Raw genomic sequence first — 17,801 nt, 5'->3', positions numbered from 1 at the left:
TAATTTATTTTCGAATAATTCTGAAACAAAAGCAAAATATATGAATGTATATCAAAAATACTTTGATGAAGTGATTGATGCAAATAAACACACTGATATTCTTGATGGCAGTCTTTACAATCAAATTTGATTTAGTACTAATCCTACTTATTTGAATATTAATTATTTTAATCAACACTATTTACGTTTTACAAACGAATTAATAGAGGAAATGAATAAAATTAATCTTGATCAATTTGTAAAAGAATTCATTATAACAATAAAACTTCAAGATGTAACCAATAAGAATAAATTTCCATCGGAATTATTAAAAAATAAATCTTTATTTGAGATCGAAAAATTATTTAGATTGGAATTTAAGACTTCTAAAAGTAGTAGTCAAACTAGCGAAATTGATTTAGACAAATTAAAAGACAAAGATCATTTATTATCAAAACTTTCTAAAATAGAAGAAGGCATACAAATTTATAAAGATTTTACTTTTAATATAGAATTACCGACTTTTGATGATATAGAAGGATTAGTATACATAAAAATTTCGGGTAAAACAACTGTTAATTCAAAAATCTTAAATACTGAAAAAATAATTAGTTGCTATAATGTGTTTAAAAAATATTCTGGTCTTGGCGTACCACAAAACTATAATGGACATTCAATTGTTAATGATGAATCTATTTTTACAATTGATGATCTACTTCAAAGAATGAAAACTGCATCTAAAACTATAGCTAATAATAAATTTGGCGATTTTGTTGAATTTAGTGGTCAAAATCCTAACAATTTAAAAGCTATAGTTGATGAAAATAGTATCAAAAAACACGACAGCAAAAAAATTGAATTCATAGTAAAATTTATCAAAGAAAATGTTGCTTATGTTGATGCGGATAAAAGTCAAAAATATAAAGATTATGAGATAGGACACAAGAAATATGCAATTGACTTTGGTGAAGCAATTAAGAATAATCGTAAAAAATGGTTAGAAAATAATCAATTACAATTTGTTTATAAATATGAATCAGAAAAAGCCAAAAGAAAAGCGTCTGAAGCATACTCAAATTATTTTGAATTAGAAACTAATAAAAATCCTAGTTGAATAACTTATGTAAGTAATAATGGTTACACTAATCCGAATGATGTTGATGGGACTGTATCGTTATGATATTCTGAAATTTATTTTAACGATGGAATAGAAAGTATTAAATTAACTCCTAAAGAATCTAATAGAATATCAGGTTTTAAGCCATACAGTTTAACAATTGAACGCCCTAAATATCGTTTTGAATTAAATGATAGCGTAGGTGGCTTTTCATACATTGAACATTGAGGTTATTTTTTAAGATTTGGATTTTTACATGAAGAATTCCTGCTTAATTTTAATAGTAAAGATATTAATCGAAAAAGAGAAATTTTCAATAGATTTTTCAGAGTAATTAATTATATTGATTTGTCTAATGCCGATATTTCATATAATCAAGGTGAAGCTTCATTTAATGTTAAATATTCAATGACAAATAATGTAATTATTTCTAGGGATGCAAATGGAAATGAATCAACACAAAGCAAAACAGAACATTTTACAGACAATCCTAGTTTTAAAGAAATTGCTCTTACTATAAGAAGAATGAGAACTTTTAATAATTACAGTAGTAATTATTTAAGCAATGTTATTTCTGGACATTATTACGGTGGAAAGGGAAAAGAATTTCAAGAACTTTATAATATTGCAAACACAGATCAGAGAAATGAAATTTATAGATTACAAAATTGACTATGATATGCAGGCGGTCATAACTTTAAAGAAATATTTAATGTGAATAACGCAGTAACTAAAGAAAATATAGATAACATTGAATTACAACAAAAAATTAAACAACAATATGATGCATTAATGGTTCCAGTTAAAAAACTTTTTGATTCATTTGGAACTAGAGGTCAACAAATTTTAGCTCAAATACTAAAAATATATGATAATACTTATGATGGTGAGATAGGAGATTTTTAAAAAGTTTTTTGTAAAATTAATGTATTTTTAAAGAAGCATTTGTATATATGCTCCTAGAATGTAATATGAAGTGCAATATGTGCTTCATATTTTATTTTAGTTTAAAAATTAGTCAAAAAGTCAAAAAAGATGATACAAAAATTGCAACGGCAAATTTCACTATTGTTTTGACTATTAATTATTCTAATAATTTATTTTCTAATAACTTTATATATTCAGTTTCATATAAGCTTTCAGAAAAAACATATCCTAGTTCTTTTCTAAGTCTTTGATTAATCATTACTGTGGCTTTATCAATATCTTTTTGACTAATTTCATTAAAATTGCTACCTTTAGAAAAAAATCTTCTTAATTTTTCGTTTCAATTTTCATTGCTGCCCTTTTGTAAAGAAGCATATGATTCACACTGATGTATAATAATTCCAAGTTTATATGCAATCAAACCCAAAAGTTTAAATTCTCAGCCATTATCGGTTGTGATACTGCGAACCAGAATATTATATTTAAAAATCATATCAAGCAAAATTCGATTCAAATTTTTGGGATGTTTACCTTTTATTTTTGCAGTAAATGTATACCAAGTTTTCTTTTCTAAAAAATAATTATATGAAATGATCCTCTTACATTTTTGCCACAAACTAAGTCAATTTCTCAATGTCCGAATTCCGAGCGATTATTAATATACTTTGGTCTTGACCAAATTGATCTTACATATTTTGTTTGAATAAACGATCAATTACATTAGAATTAGCTTGTTTTCTTCCCTTAACATAAGTTTTTCGCAGAATTTGAAAATGTTTTAGAATTCAATTGTCTGTTTTAATTCAATTAAAAAACGTTTTAATAAAAGGAATTAAATAATTGCAATGTTCTTTTATTTAATGATTCAAAAGCTAAACTGTTCAAATTTTTCGATCGTAAATATTAAAAAAATCTTCATTGAATTTTTCATATTTATCTTTTATTAAAAATGAATAAAAGTAAAATCGATAGTATCTTCTTTGATTAGCGAGATTATTTGCTGTTACGAAATTGTATGTCATAGTTTTACTGTCAAAATTCCTTTTTATTTCTCGGGAAATTGTGGAAGGATTTCATCTTAATTCACTAGGAATCTTGTTTATGGAATCTCCCCTTTTTAAAAATTTTTCGATTAAAATTCGTTCATTGGCGTTTATGTGTGTATACTTCAATTGATAACCTCCTTTTTTGAACACACAATTCGGTTATTATTGAAGAGCTTCGGGCTCTTCAATTTTATTATATAAAAATGCAAACACTTGGCATAACAAGTGTTGCACTTCACATTACAATGTGGCAAAATGCTAGCGAAAAAATTAACAATTTTTTTCTTCAACTTTAAAAAAAATAAAACGCCTAATTGGCGTTTTTTGGTGTATTTAAACAAATGGTGGAGAATGAGGGGCTCGAACCCACGACCCTTGCCTTGTAAGGGCAATGCTCTCCCAACTGAGCTAATTCTCCATGGTGACCCTAGCGGGACTCGAACCCACGCATGTATGGATGAAAACCATATGTGTTGACCACTTCACCATAGGGCCAAATGGCGCCGACTATTGGGTTTGAACCAACGACCAACTGGTTAACAGCCAGCTGCTCTACCGCTGAGCTAAGTCGGCATCATTTATTGAAATGCTTAATTATTATAACTAAAAAAGACTAAGTTTTTTAAAAAAATTGAAATTTTTAAATTCGATTTTCCGCACAATATTTTCAATGCAAATTATAACTAAAAAAATGGCTTAATTATAGCCACTTTAATTAGTTTGGTAAATAAATATATGGTGCTAGTTAGAGGGATCGAACCCCCGACCCATTGATTACGAATCAATTGCTCTACCAACTGAGCTAAACTAGCAAACAAATATTAATTTTAAATAAAAATTCTGTTTTTTTGACTAAAAACATAAAAACGCAATTTTTTAACGTTAAAAAAATAATTTTTAATCACAAAACAGTTTTTTATGTGTTAGAATATAGGTGATAGTGGAAAGAAGTGGAAATGTTTGGAAAATATTATCGTCAAATAGATAACAAAAACAGAGTTGTAATTCCTGCTAAACTTTTGCAAGAATTAGGGTCTGAATTTTACATTACTATCGGATTTGATAAATCACTAGTTTTGCGAACTCCTATTGAGTTTGATAAAATAAAAAATAAACTTGAAGAAAACAATAGTTTAAATAAAGATATTCGTGATTTAACTAGATATATATTTGCCAACACAGAATTAGTTTCTCCTGATAAATTAGGAAGAATTGTGTTAGCAAAACATTTTTGTCAAAAGCTCGCTATCATAAACGAAGTTGTCTTTCTAGGTGTGGGTTCAACTTGCGAAATATTTTCTAAAGAAATATATGATGCTAAAGAAAACTACTACGAAGATGAAGAAAACATTGATTCACTTGCTCAAAAGCTTTTTGAACAAGGAGTTAAGTTATAGAAAAACATATTCCGGTTTTATTAAATGAAGTGATTGAATCGCTACAAATAAAACCAAATGGAATTTATGTTGATTTAACCCTTGGTAGAGCAGGTCACAGTCAAGAAATTTTAAAAAAACTTGAAAACGGCAAATTAATATGTTTTGATAAGGATATTGAAGCTATTAATGAAAGTAAAACAAAACTTGCAAAAATAAATTGTAATTTCATTTTAATAAAGAATGATTTTCGCAACTTAAAATCCGAACTTGAAAAATTAGACATTAACAAGGTTTCGGGAATCATTGCAGATTTAGGTGTAAGTAGTCCACAATTGGACAATAAAAACCGTGGATTTTCATATTCACAAGATGCAAATTTAGATATGCGGATGGATTTGGATAATAAATTAACCGCAGCAGAAATAATTAATAATTATTCAGAAGTAGAAATAGAAAAGATTTTATATCAAAACGCTGATGTAAAATTAGCCAAACTAATTGCTAAAGCTATCGTAAAATCTCGTCCAATAAATACTACTTTTGAATTAAATGAATTATTAAAAAATACTTTACCAGCTAAAATTGTGCGTGAAAAAAATCCATCAAAAGCGGTTTTTCAAGCATTTAGAATTGCTGTAAATGATGAACTTGGAGCTTTAGAGGAAATGTTAAATCAAATTCCTGAATTACTTGAAGTAAATGGCAAATTAGCTATTATTACTTTTCACAGCAAAGAAGATGCAATTGTTAAAAAATACTTTCAAAATTTAAACTATCATGATCCATTATTAGACAAATTGCCAATCCAGGTAAATAAAAAATGGAGGCAAAAAACAATTTTTCCTTCAGACAACGAAAAGCAAATAAATAAACGCTCGCGTAGCGCGAAATTAAGAGTAATAACGAGATTGGAATAAAGGAAATGAAAAAGACTATTGTTGTAGCATATAAATTTCTAAATAATAGTTGCGAAGTTGAGGTTACTGAAAAATCTAACTTGGCTAATTTTCCTATATACAAAAAAACGTTTAATAGCCCTTATTTGGCAAACGCAAATTTAATTTCCTTTGTTAAATTAACAAAATCAGAAATTGAAAACTTAATTCAAGGCAAAATTAACGATATTGTTATCTTCCTTGAAAATTCATCAAATTTTATCGTTAAAAACAAAATTGTTGCTACCAACAAATCAATTAATGAAAATCTTTTAATTAATCATTTTGTTAAAGACTTTAATTCTAATAATTTATGTTTAATAGATTATTCAATTATTGAAAAAGAAAATTCAAAAAAATACTTCTCACTTAGCTATATTACACTAGATGAAGCAAAAAAACTTAATGCAATAATGAATTCTTGTGAATTAAATATCGCAAAAATTTATGATCTTAATTATTTAACAGCTAATTATTTATTAGCAAAACATGACAAAAAAATTGCTACTTTTGTCACAATGGATAATAATTTTTTAACTATTTCATTAGCTAGCAAATCTGGTATGCTAAAATCGGAAAAATTTGCAATCGGCTTTGATGATTTAATTAATGAAGTTGCAAGTAAATTAAATATTTCATATCGAGAAGCATATATAAAAACCTCCTTTCTGCAAAGTAATTGCATTTCAAATTTAAATAATCCTTTATTTGCAATTTGTAATGAATTTGTGCTAAAAATATTTTCTAAGTTTGTTTTATTTGCAAACAAAAATAAAACAGAAATTTATTTTAATAATTTGTTTTTTAATTCTCTTTTCAAAAATTTTAGTTTTTGAATTAATTCTTTAAAAAACAGTTTTGATATTAAAAGTGTAAATATAGTAAGTGACGCAAACATTTTAATTAGCAATGAAATGAATGGGCTATTACTAAAACTTGATGAATATGAGAACTGTGAAAATAAATTGACCATTACAACTGAATTATTTACAATTGATACTCTAGTGTTTAGCAAAAATAAATCAAATTTATTTATATAATTATTTGTAAATAAGTGAGATTTAAGAAAAGAGATAATATGGCATTAGATGATATAAGTTACAATCCTGTCGCTAACATTAAAGTTATTGGTGTTGGAGGCGGTGGAAACAATAGCATTCAAACTCTAATTGATACTAAATTAGATGGGCTTGAATTTATCGTGGCAAACACAGATAAACAGGCTTTAGCAAAATTTGATGAAAAATATGTTTTACATTTAGGCGATAAACGTGGTATTGGCGCTGGCGCTAAACCAGAAGTTGGCAGAAGCGCAGCTCTAGCAAGCATTGATGAAATTAAAAGCAAAATTAAAGGTGCAGATTTAGTTATTATTACTGCCGGAATGGGCGGCGGAACTGGAACAGGGGCTTCACCTGTTATTGCAAAAATTGCAAAAGAATGTGGAGCACTTGTTGTTGCAATTGTAACAACTCCATTTAGTTTTGAGGGTACTCATCGTGCAAAAATCGCTGAAAGTGGAATTGAAGAAATTAAAAAATATGTAGATTCATATATTGTTGTTTCAAACAACAAATTACTTCTACAATATGGCGATATTTCATTTAATGATGCTTTTAAATGTGCTAACAATGTTCTAAGACAAACCATAAGAACATTAGTAGATGTTATCGCATTGCCAGGATTAATAAATCTTGACTTTGCTGATTTGGAAACAACCATTAAAAACAAAGGTGAAGCTGTGGTCGGAATCGGCCAAGCTTCTGGCCCAGATAGAGCCGTAAAAGCAATCACATCAGCAATCAGCAGTCCAATTTTAGAATCTGGTATTGTCGGTGCAAGCGATGCAATAGTTTATTTCTCTGCTTCTAAAAAAGTTACCCTAAACGAAATTCAAGTAGCTTTAGAAACAATGCGTGGAATTGTGGGCAATGAAATTAATATCATTTTCGGTTTAACTCAAACTCAGTCCGAAGAAAGCGACAAAATTGGAGAATTATTTGTGTCGGTTATTGCAACTGGTCTAAAAAATGACGCTCCAAAAACCCCTGATGAAATTCAAGAAGAAATTTTTGAAGAAATCAAAACTAAGGAACTTAGCTTTGAAGATGAAAACACTCGTGAGTTTTTACTAAACGAAGGACCTTTTCAAAAACAAAGTTTTTCATCATATGATGAAGAAAGTTCACAATCAAGTAATGATTTAGCAGATATTTTGAAACATTAAGATGACGTAATAAATTTTAGTGAAATATTTGAAAAATCAAAACTCAAGAGGCTGTTTATTTTTGCCTCTTTTTGTTTATTTTTTTTGTGCTTTTGCTTTCTAATATATAATTAGAAAAGAAAATTTAAAAAAAGGAAAAAAGAATAAATATGAAAACTAAAAAAATTATTGCGCTTTTGAGCACAACTTTTTTGCCTATCGCTGCTACAGCTGCATTATCAGCGGGTTGCACCGATAAAGAAAAAGAAACTAGACAAAAAGATAACAAATTAATTGCTTTAGAAGTATCGAAAGTTAACGAAATTTTAAATAAATTAAGCGATACTAAATATAAAGATATTAATAAAGAAAAAATAACTGAACTAGTTAAAAAAGCAAATAAAATCATTACAAATAATTCTTCAAGTAAAGAGGAACGTGATGAAGTTATTAAGGAGCTACAAAAAGAACTAAAGGAATTAGAAACCAAAAAGAAAGAAATTGATAAAAAAGATAATCCTAGTCCGCAAAAACCTGAAGAACCCCAAAAACCTGAAAAGCCAAATCCAAACGAAGATAAAAATAAAGAACTAAAAGCAGAAGTATCTAAATTATTAACAGAACTTAAAGAACTTAATAAAATAGCTGAAAATGAAGAAGCTAAAAAAACGATTTTAGCTACTGAAGAAGAACTAAAAAAACAAGATATAACTGCAGATTCATTAAACAAATTAAAACAAACATTAGAAGAAAAAATAGCAGAAATTAAGAAAGAATCTAAAGAAAAAAATTATAAAGATTTTATTGATAAAGCAGTAATTCAAGAATTTGAACCTAATTTTATTGATGAAATTAAAGATCAATTAGATGCTTATTATACTTTATATTATAAAGGCGAAGCTGTTACTAAAGAAACAATGCAAAAATTAGGTATTGAAGCTGAAGATAAAGAAAAAGTATATTCAATTTCATACGATGAAAGTAACAAAAAAGTTTTAGCAAAAGCTAAATTAAATGGCAAGGATTTTGTTAAAGAATTTGAGGTAAAATATTTTTCGGCAAATCCTAAAGAATGAGTAGAAAAAAATGATGGTCTTAAAATAAAAGATAACACAAAATTAAATGAAATTTTGGCAGATCAATTTAACGCCACATTTCTAAATTCTAAATTTGTATATAATAAGACAATTGCTGAAGTTCCATTTATTAAATATATGGGTATCGAAAGATCTCAAAATCAAGAAGAACTTAATAAAGAAGGAAAAGCTAAATTAGTATTTAAATTTAAGAATACTTCAAATAAAAAAGAATATACATATGAGCATACATTTGAAGGATTGAAAAAATATTCAGAAAATGAAGATGCAATTCTTAAATTGTGAAATGAAAATAAGTTAATTTCTGGAACAATTAGTAACGAAACTCTAGAAAAAATTAAAAAACTAACAAATAAAATTGGTAACATGGGTAGATTTGGATACTTAAAATTTGATAAAAAAACAAACAAATTACTTTTTGGTGAAAATTCTAAAAAAGCTACTGAACATTTTGATGATACACTTAAATTTGATGCAGAATTTTTAAAAGCTATCAATTCAAAATTAATTACTTGCGCCCCAGATCAAGGGAATAGAAAAGCATTACAATTTGTTAAAAAAGATGACAAATTTTACATTGAATTCTACTACAAGTCAAAAACATATCAATTTGAGTTAAAAACAGCTTAATTTAATAAATAGGATACGCTAAAGTTATAGCGTATTTTATTTTGTTATTTTTTGTTAAATTTCCGTATTATATAATATATATTATGTATAAATTTTACTGTGATAAATTAATAGATGGATATTTTGAATTAGATGAAGAAACACAAAAACATCTTAAAGTTGTAAGAATAAAAAATGAATCTTTTTTGATAAATTATCAAAATCAATTTTATGAATGTATATTAGAATTTTCATCAAAAGCAAAAATTATAAAAAAAATGGACATAAATAATGAAGCAAACTTCGAAATTATTGTAGCGATTCCAGTAATAAAGCAGACAAATTTTGAAATTGCCATTCAAAAGGCCACTGAATTAGGCGCTACTAAAATTATTCCCTTCATTTCAAAATTTTGTGATTCACAAAATCTTAAAACCATGTCAAATAAGAATCGGCTTTTAAAGATAATTAAAGAAGCAGCACAACAATCATTTAGAAATAAAATTCCAGAGTTTGCAGAATTAATAATGTTTGACCAATTAATTAAGTTAAATGTAAAAAATAAAATTTTAGCTTATGAAAATAAAAAGAAATCACCAATTTCTGAAATTAACGAAAATGTTTTATTAATTGTGGGGCCTGAAGGTGGTTTTAGCTCCGCTGAAATTGATGACGCAACGAAAGCCAATGTTAAAATTGTTTCTTTAACTAAGACTATTTTACGTGCAGAAACGGCGTTAATTTATATGCTGGCAAAAATTAATTAATTTCTAATTTTAAATAAAATTATTATGTTATAATAACTAAGCATTTTATTAAATTACTATCAAACAAAGAAAGAGAAAGTATGCGTCAAACAACAATTATAAGAAAAGAAATAGTTGATAAAAAATGATACATCGTCGATGCAGCCAACGTACCACTAGGTAGACTTTCAACTCTTGTTGCTTCAATTCTTAGAGGAAAAAATAAACCAACATTTACACCTAATGTTGATATGGGCGACAATGTAGTTGTTATTAATGCTAAAGATGTGCTTTTAACAGCTAAAAAAGAAGAAAATAAAATTTACTATCATCACACAGGATATCCTGGTGGATTAAAACAAATTACTGCAGGCGACTTGCGTGCTAAAAAACCAATCGCACTCGTAGAAAAAGCAGTTAGAGGAATGCTACCTCACACCGCTTTAGGCCGTAAACAATTTAAAAATTTATTTGTATACGCTGATGAAAATCACAAACAATCAGCACAACAACCAACTAAGATCGAGGTTAAATAATGGCAGATAAAATTAGATATTATGGTTTAGGTCGTCGTAAATCTTCAGTTGCCAGAGTTTATTTATTACCTGGTTCAGGAAAATTTTTAATTAACGGGAAAGAATCAAAACAATATTTAAATTCTGATCTACTAATTAAAGATGCTTTAAGTCCATTTGCAGTTACTGAAACTAATAATCAATTCGATGTTATGGTTAATGTTGAAGGTGGTGGTTTAACAGGACAAGCAGGAGCTATTAGATTAGGTATTGCTCGTGCATTACTTGAAGCCTCAAACAATGAATACCGTAACAAATTAAAAGATGCTGGTTTTCTAACTCGTGATGCACGTGTTAAAGAACGTAAGAAATTCGGATTTAGAAAAGCAAGAAGATCAAGACAATTTTCAAAACGTTAATTTTTATATGATATTATTATATGGTGTCTTCACCATATTGTATGCGAGCGTAGCTCAGCTGGTTAGAGCACACGACTGATAATCGTGAGGTCGATGGTTCAAGTCCATTCGTTCGCACCATTTCAAGAAATTGACCGAACACGCTTTTGGGCGTGTTTTTATTTAAAAAGAGTTCAATTTTTATATTTATATAATGCATATTATTCATGAAATTATTTGTTTTGTAGAATTTTTAATAAATATTTTCCTAATATATCATATAATTATGCAAATAAATTTTAAGGAGATAATATGAAAAAGAAAATTTTATTTAGTGCTTCACTAATTGCAACCGCCATTACACCTGTTGCATTTTTAGCAGCTTCATGTCAAAAAGAATTGACAGAAAAACAATTTACTTCTAAAACATCAGTAACTATTGATGATATTAAAAATAAAACCATAGATGAAATCAAAAAAGAGGATATTAAAATTTCTTTACCAAAAGGTCATGAATTAATCAGCTATGATTTTACAAAAGAAGGTGAAGAAATTAACGTAACTGTTAAGGCTAAAAATATTCAAACTAAAAAAGAATATTCAATCACGAAAAAAATATCAGGATTTAAGGGTACAACCCCCAAACCAGAAGAACCTCAAAAACCTGAAGAGCCCAAAAAACCAGAAGACGGAAAACTTGACAAAGATGATTTAATAAATTTTAGAGTTGAAAAAAATGGTTCTAGATTAGACGCTGAAGCAATGTTAAAATTGTCGGTTGATGAAATTACAAAAGAAAATATTCACGGTGATAGTAAGTCAAAAATGTATGGTTATGAATTTACAATAGCAAAAAAAAATAAAAAAACTGGCACAATCACTGTAAATGTTAAACAATTTATAAAAGAAAAAGAAGTCGGCAATTTTAATCTAGAAATTTCAGGTTTTAAAAAAGAAAACTAAAAATTATTAAAAGTGGCTCGTAACGTATAGTTACGGGTTCTTTATTTTTATGAAAATAAAATTTAACTTATTTTAGGATATTAATTAAAAATACTAAATTTATTTAGACTATAATATGTGACTAGTAAATATGTATTTTAGGAGAAAAAATGAGAAAGAGTAAAATTTTAACAATAGGAATTGTAACTGCGCTAGCTGCTACAACCGCTGGTATAGCAATTTCTATACCTTTTATATGAAAATCAAAAAGAAAAAATGATTCAAAACAAAAAATTGATAACAAATTAGAAGATAAAAAAGAAAAAACAGAATTAGATAAATTTTTAGAAGAAAGAAAAGCCGTTTTGCTGAAAAATATTTCAGAATTAGCAAAAGATAAAAATTTAACTAATGCACAAATTCAAACATTATCTTCACAAAACTTTAAAGAAATTATTTTTAATCTAACAGATGCTACTATAATGCAATTAAAGTATGTATTTAATAAGTTAAAAATAAATGAAAACATTCTTGTAAATTTTTGCAATGATTTCTATTTAAAGAATAATTCAACATTAAAATATGCTGATATATTACAAAATAAATTTACTTCATATATAACAGAAGAAAAATTAACATTTGAAGATAATAAATATTACGAAACATTAAAATATGCTGCTAATTGATTTTTTAATTATATAAATTTAGAAGAATTATTCAAATCTAATTCGGAATTATTAGAATCATATAAACAAAATAATTTTGATAATGAAACTAAAAAAATATTATATATAACAATCTGAGATATTATATCTAATGAATTGCAATATGAAAGAGGCTCAAACATTTGAGGCGGCGGATTTAGTAAATCGTTTATCGAATTTGATTCTAATGGTTTACCAAAACCTGAATCAATTGCAAAAAATCAAGCATATTTGGAAAAACTAGGCGGTGTTATTGATTCAAGTTTAAATGTAAATAACAATAGCAAATTTGGATCTAAATTGTTAAATTGATTACTTAATTTGTTTAAAAATTATCCAAATTCTTTGAATAAAGATAAAAATTTGAATAAAGAAAATGATTTTGATTATTTTCCAGTATTTCAAAAATGAGACAGCTTTTGAAAGTCAGGCGATAAGTTATATGAAGAAATGATATTGTCCGTAAAAAACGAACAAAAAACAGTTGAATATGCCGATAAAATTTTAGGTAATTTCGCTAAAGGATTATCAGAGTATTACAATTATAAATCTAATAACCAAACTGAAAAAATGGCTGATTTGAAATTTAAATTAAAAGAAAATCTTAATTTGGTTATTGAAATCTATGAAATTATCTCTAAAAGCAACGATATTCCAAGCGAAACTAAAGAAGTTTGAGAGAACAAAATTGTTAAAATTTCAGATTCTTATGGCGAAATTTTAAAAGAACTATCACCGAATGATTAAAGATTATTTCAAACATTAATTTTGAAAATATATTTGAAAATGTTATACTTATAAAGATTAAAAATTATTTCTTGGTAATAATCATGATTATTACTAGGCTATGAAAGGAAAACCATGGTATCAAAAGAAAGAAAAGCTGAATTAGTAGCTAAATTTGGAAGAAATCCTAAAGATACAGGATATTTACCAGTACAAATAGCTATTTTAACCGAAGATATTGAAAGCCTAAAAAATCACTTTGCTGTAAATAAAAAAGATTTACACTCAATGAGAGGGTTTATGGCTAAAGTTAATCATCGTAAAGCTTTACTAAATCACTTGAAAGATGAAAACTACAATTTATATTTAGAAACCATTAAAACTCTAAATATTAGAAAATAGTTTTAATTACAAACACAGAGCGTCAATTGTTTAACGTTTTGTGTTTTTATTTTATTAAAATTAATTAAAAACATGTAATTTTTGCAAATATTATTAATGTATAATTTATGTAAAATCAAGGAGATAATATGAAACAAATATTTGCGCTAAATTCTAGCGAAATTAAACAAATAGATATTAAGACAATACACTCATCAAAGTATTTAAAGTTAGTTAATAATTTGCTAGATATTCACACCCGTGGAGACAATGCAACATTTTTTCACATTTCTAATATAAGCCAAGACTTAAAAAAACTCATTGGTTTAAATGGACTAAAAATTGCTTTCAATAATACAGCTTTTCAAATACCATTGCGAAATTCTTTTGATAGTAAATCATTAAACGAATTAAAAATAGTTAACTCTGTCGAAGAATTTTCACTTTGAGCTAAAAAATATGGTTATTCAATCACAAGTAAAATGCAAGAAAATTTAGCACATGATGCGTTTAAATGATTAGCATTTTATAAAAAACGAATTTTAGACCAAAATGCTAATTTTATTCGCACCTGAAAATCAAACGCTAAATTAGTTGAAGAAGTTTATGCTGAAACGAGTATTTGACCACTTTTTATAGGTACATATTTTTTAAAGTATCGCAAAGATGATGTTTATTTATATGCCCCCTTCATTTTAAAAGCGGTTAAAATAATTTTTTCAGGTAATTCAATTTTTCTAGAAAATGCTGATGAAAATATAATTATTAATGAAAAAATTAAATACTTGCTAGAACAACATAGCAAGCATAAATTACCAATTTTGGTTAATGGAGAAAATTTTAATATTTCCGAAGCGATAGATAGTATTCGCACTATGGACGAGAATTATTTAATTAAAGAATATAATTCGACCATCTTTTTTGAGAGCTCAATAGAATTAGATAAAAATCAATTTGCTAATGATCAAACATTAGAATTATTTCCTGGTTCTGTTTTAATAGAAGCAAATCCCGGAGGAACTAAATTGCGTGAAGCAATGATTAATTTGATAGCAACTAATAAAATCGATAATTTAATTACTATTGACGATTTACATGACTATAGTAAAGACGCTTATGAACTTGCTCTTGAAAAAAATAATATTGCCAGAGTAACTGCTTCTGATTTTAGTCAAGAAAAAGCAATTATTGGTACCCTAAAAAATTCATCAATAATAATCGGCCCTCCCGGAACCGGAAAATCACAAACTATCGCTAATATATTAATTAATATTTGCAAAGAAAATAAAACAGCTTTATTTATTTCACAAAAAAAAGTTGCACTTGATGTTGTTTTAAAAAGATTAGGTAAATATCAAAATATGATGTTTCAATTTTCTGAAAGCGCAAAGGTAAACAAAATCGAAAAAGAATATTTTTATAAACCAATTATTGAATATTTTAAGGAAATCAATGAAGCCAATAAATATAACGACTTAAATAAATACAATTCTAGTTTCTTTAGTTTAAATGAATTTAAATATTTAAATGCTAAAAGTGAAATTGGTGAAATTTTTAACCGAGACTTAAAAGCTTATCAAAATATAAAATTACGCGGTGGTGTTACCGAAAACACACGTAACTTTATGAATTTTTATAGTTTATATAATAAATTTCATTCCAAAAATGAATTTCTATTTATTTTTAATAACTACAAAAAATTATCAAAACGTAAAATAGCCATTAAATTAGGATATTTAAGTCACAATGCCTCAATTTTAAAATTCTTGCCATACAAATTCTTAAAATCATTTCATTTGGCTAAGAAAATTATTAGATTATATAATTCAAAATTAAGAAAATATGAAATTAACGATTTGGTTCAATTATCTAACTTTATTAGATTAAATTCATTCATTGAATTTGACAAAAAAGAAAAAGATTATTCAAGATTTTTAGACTTTAAAAAATTAGATAATACTACGCCAGAATTGCTTGAATTAGTATATGAAAACGCGGCTTATTTAGCTAAACAAAGACTTGATGATTACCGGCAAAAAAATGGAGAAAAACGTCAAAAATTAAACAAGTTTTTTGGCCGTCTTGAAAGACAAATTACACCACCTTATATAATTACCACACTCTTTAATGATATTATTAAACAAGTTTATAATATCTATGTTGGAACCCCTGAAATTCTAGGAAATTTTGTTGACTTCGAAAGAGATCGATTTGACTATGTTATCTTTGATGAAGCTAGTCAGTTATTTATTGAAAAAGCTATGCCTTTTATAGCTATTGCTGACAAGGTAATTGTTGCTGGAGATAGCCAACAAATGCAACCTTCTAATTGATTTGGAACTAGGGATAATAGCGATGATGAGTACAGTCAAGAAGAAATTACTTCATTATTAGATTGAGCGATTCATAACCATTTGCCTAAATTTGTTTTGGAAATGAATTATCGTTCTAATTCTTCTGAACTTGTTTTATTTTCAAGCAAAGAATTTTATGATTCTTCGCTTAAAGGTCTAGACAGTTACATGCGTAAAGATAAAACTAGCGTTGAAGTGATAGATGTTGATGGTAAATGAATTGATAATAAAAATGAAATAGAATGTGCTAAGATGATTGAAATTTGCGAACGCAATCTTAAAAAATACAATTCAATTATTTTGCTTGCATTCAATCGAAAACAACAAGATTATATTCGTGAGCAAATCGCGCTTTTGTCGCCAAAAATTTTTGAAGTTTTGGAAGATAAAGTAATTTTAAGAAATATTGAAAATATTCAAGGAGATGAAGCCGAATTAGTTATTGCTTCAGTATCATATACCGCAAATACAGCGCTTCATGCGACATATATTGGTTCTAAAAAAGGAAGAAACGCTTTGAATGTTGCAATAACACGTGCCAAAGACAAAATGATCATTATTAAAAGTATTAAAAATCACGAAATTGATCCTAAAAACGAAAACCTACTAACTTTCAAGCGTTGACTTAGCTATATTCAATTAAAAAGTGACAAACAAAAACTTTATACTTCAACACAAGCAAAAGAAAATACTAATAGTGAAAAATCACAATTCATTTATGAGATAGAAAAATGAATTTACGAACAAAATTTCAATAATCAAATTAAAATTGAGCATGATTATTGTGTCGGTTCATATAATATTGATATGGCCTTATTGGATGCTAAAGGTAATTTTATCGTTGGATTAAACATCGACGATTCATCACAAGATGCTAATTTGAATAATTTTATTGAAAAGCGTATTAAAACTGATTTTATGTCAGCAAAAGGATATCCAATTTACCGAATTTCAAACTTCAGATTTAATGAAAATAAACCTGCAATTTTGCGTTTTATTAGCGCGCTATTAAATAAATAATCACTAAAAAAATCTTACCGATACTTGCTAAATTTTCGGTGAGAATTTTTTTATACAAAAATCAAAAATAGATTCGTTAGATATACTTAAAAGGCTTATTTAATTTTGGGCAATATGTTTTGCATTAAAAGATGCTTTTTAATTCATATTTATTTTTAATATATAATATATTAAATATGATTAACATTATTCTATATCAACCAGAAATAAGTCCAAATACTTCAAATATAATTCGTACTTGTTTTTCAGCAAAAGCCAAATTACATATTATTAAGCCCATTGCTTTTGATTTACATCCGCACTGAATGAAACGTAAAGCTGCCGGCCACTTTTTGTCAGAAATTCAACATGAAATTTATGAAAATTATGAAGAGTTTTTTAAAAAATATAGTAACAAAAATATTTATTATATTACCCGTTACGGTCTTAAAAATTATGCTAATGTTGAATTTGCAAATGAATTAAACAATGATGGTGAATTATGAATTATGTTCGGCACTGAAAGCACAGGAATCCCTAAAAAGATCATGCAAACTAATATTGATAATTGTTTGCGCATTCCGATGAATAGCGAATGTCGTAGTTTAAACTTAGCTAATTCTGTAGCAATAGTTTTATATGAAATTTTGCGACAAAATTCGTTTACCGGTTTGTCGGAATATGAATCGCAAAAAGGCAAAGACTTTATATTAAAAAAGGATTAAGGATTTAAGATGATAC

At 26.8% G+C, this 17,801-nt stretch carries 16 protein-coding genes and 5 tRNA genes; 15 read left to right on the top strand and 6 right to left on the bottom strand.

Annotation, left to right across the window (positions count from 1 at the left end; genetic code table 4):
• Window positions 1-2,002 (top strand): hypothetical protein (locus tag FJM08_RS08210; RefSeq protein WP_170177185.1); only part of this gene is annotated, 2,002 nt, incomplete at its 5' end.
• Window positions 2,003-2,180: 178 nt separating this feature from the next.
• Here the strand turns inward: FJM08_RS08210 and FJM08_RS08205 are convergent.
• The 6 genes from FJM08_RS08205 to FJM08_RS02770 all read right to left on the bottom strand — a co-directional run bounded on the left by FJM08_RS08205 (window position 2,181) and on the right by FJM08_RS02770 (window position 3,881).
• Window positions 2,181-2,639, bottom strand: coding sequence for an IS30 family transposase (locus FJM08_RS08205; RefSeq protein ID WP_140031681.1), 459 nt, complete (start codon window positions 2,637-2,639; stop codon window positions 2,181-2,183).
• A 256-nt stretch (window positions 2,640-2,895) separates the two neighbouring features.
• A complete protein-coding gene (locus FJM08_RS08200) occupies window positions 2,896-3,195 on the bottom strand; it encodes a helix-turn-helix domain-containing protein (protein WP_140031680.1) in 300 nt (99 codons plus the stop codon).
• Between the two features lie 216 nt (window positions 3,196-3,411).
• A tRNA-Val gene (locus tag FJM08_RS02785) sits at window positions 3,412-3,487 on the bottom strand.
• A gap of 1 nt (window position 3,488) precedes the next feature.
• Window positions 3,489-3,564 (bottom strand) — tRNA-Glu (locus tag FJM08_RS02780).
• A gap of 3 nt (window positions 3,565-3,567) precedes the next feature.
• Window positions 3,568-3,642: transfer RNA gene (locus FJM08_RS02775), tRNA-Asn, on the bottom strand.
• A 163-nt stretch (window positions 3,643-3,805) separates the two neighbouring features.
• Window positions 3,806-3,881: transfer RNA gene (locus FJM08_RS02770), tRNA-Thr, on the bottom strand.
• 144 nt (window positions 3,882-4,025) lie between these two features.
• Here FJM08_RS02770 and FJM08_RS02765 point away from each other — a divergent pair.
• The 14 genes from FJM08_RS02765 (at window position 4,026) to FJM08_RS08180 (ending at window position 17,785) form a co-directional block, all read left to right on the top strand.
• On the top strand, window positions 4,026-4,466 hold the full coding sequence (locus tag FJM08_RS02765) for a division/cell wall cluster transcriptional repressor MraZ (protein ID WP_140031679.1): 441 nt from the start codon (window positions 4,026-4,028) through the stop codon (window positions 4,464-4,466).
• A complete protein-coding gene (gene rsmH, locus FJM08_RS02760; protein WP_140031678.1) occupies window positions 4,463-5,365 on the top strand; it encodes a 16S rRNA (cytosine(1402)-N(4))-methyltransferase RsmH in 903 nt (300 codons plus the stop codon). Before FJM08_RS02765 ends, rsmH begins: the two co-directional genes overlap by 4 nt.
• A 5-nt stretch (window positions 5,366-5,370) precedes the next feature.
• Window positions 5,371-6,423 (top strand): hypothetical protein, encoded by a 1,053-nt coding sequence (locus tag FJM08_RS02755; RefSeq protein ID WP_140031677.1) that lies wholly within the window; start codon window positions 5,371-5,373, stop codon window positions 6,421-6,423.
• 38 nt (window positions 6,424-6,461) lie between these two features.
• On the top strand, window positions 6,462-7,610 hold the full coding sequence (gene ftsZ, locus FJM08_RS02750; RefSeq protein WP_140031676.1) for a cell division protein FtsZ: 1,149 nt from the start codon (window positions 6,462-6,464) through the stop codon (window positions 7,608-7,610).
• A 149-nt stretch (window positions 7,611-7,759) separates the two neighbouring features.
• The gene (locus FJM08_RS08195; RefSeq protein WP_140031675.1) at window positions 7,760-9,316 is read left to right on the top strand and encodes a hypothetical protein; all 1,557 of its coding nucleotides are present in this window, start codon (window positions 7,760-7,762) and stop codon (window positions 9,314-9,316) included.
• An 83-nt stretch (window positions 9,317-9,399) separates the two neighbouring features.
• Window positions 9,400-10,062, top strand: coding sequence for a 16S rRNA (uracil(1498)-N(3))-methyltransferase (locus FJM08_RS02740; protein WP_140031674.1), 663 nt, complete (start codon window positions 9,400-9,402; stop codon window positions 10,060-10,062).
• Window positions 10,063-10,142: 80 nt separating this feature from the next.
• Window positions 10,143-10,577: a 50S ribosomal protein L13 gene (gene rplM / locus FJM08_RS02735; RefSeq protein ID WP_140031673.1), complete on the top strand. Its 435-nt coding sequence runs from the start codon at window positions 10,143-10,145 to the stop codon at window positions 10,575-10,577.
• Window positions 10,577-10,975 carry a 30S ribosomal protein S9 gene (gene rpsI, locus FJM08_RS02730; RefSeq protein WP_140031672.1) on the top strand — a complete coding sequence of 133 codons (399 nt, stop codon included), beginning with the start codon at window positions 10,577-10,579 and terminating at the stop codon, window positions 10,973-10,975. Before rplM ends, rpsI begins: the two co-directional genes overlap by 1 nt.
• Window positions 10,976-11,018: 43 nt before the next feature.
• Window positions 11,019-11,095 (top strand) — tRNA-Ile (locus FJM08_RS02725).
• A 171-nt stretch (window positions 11,096-11,266) separates the two neighbouring features.
• Window positions 11,267-11,917, top strand: a complete 651-nt coding sequence (locus FJM08_RS02720; protein WP_140031671.1) for a lipoprotein 17-related variable surface protein — start codon at window positions 11,267-11,269, stop codon at window positions 11,915-11,917.
• 149 nt (window positions 11,918-12,066) lie between these two features.
• Window positions 12,067-13,347 (top strand): hypothetical protein, encoded by a 1,281-nt coding sequence (locus FJM08_RS08190; RefSeq protein WP_140031670.1) that lies wholly within the window; start codon window positions 12,067-12,069, stop codon window positions 13,345-13,347.
• A gap of 114 nt (window positions 13,348-13,461) precedes the next feature.
• A complete protein-coding gene (rpsO, locus tag FJM08_RS02710; protein ID WP_140031669.1) occupies window positions 13,462-13,728 on the top strand; it encodes a 30S ribosomal protein S15 in 267 nt (88 codons plus the stop codon).
• A gap of 128 nt (window positions 13,729-13,856) precedes the next feature.
• Window positions 13,857-17,081 (top strand): DEAD/DEAH box helicase, encoded by a 3,225-nt coding sequence (locus FJM08_RS08185; protein ID WP_140031668.1) that lies wholly within the window; start codon window positions 13,857-13,859, stop codon window positions 17,079-17,081.
• Window positions 17,082-17,257: 176 nt separating this feature from the next.
• Window positions 17,258-17,785, top strand: coding sequence for a tRNA (cytidine(34)-2'-O)-methyltransferase (locus FJM08_RS08180; protein WP_140031667.1), 528 nt, complete (start codon window positions 17,258-17,260; stop codon window positions 17,783-17,785).
• Window positions 17,786-17,801: the final 16 nt, after the last annotated feature.

Source organism: Metamycoplasma equirhinis, from assembly GCF_006385185.1.
GTDB lineage: Bacteria > Bacillota_I > Bacilli_A > Mycoplasmatales > Metamycoplasmataceae > Metamycoplasma > Metamycoplasma equirhinis.
Note: the sequence above shows the minus strand (reverse complement) of the source record. Positions and strands in the feature narration are given on the sequence as shown.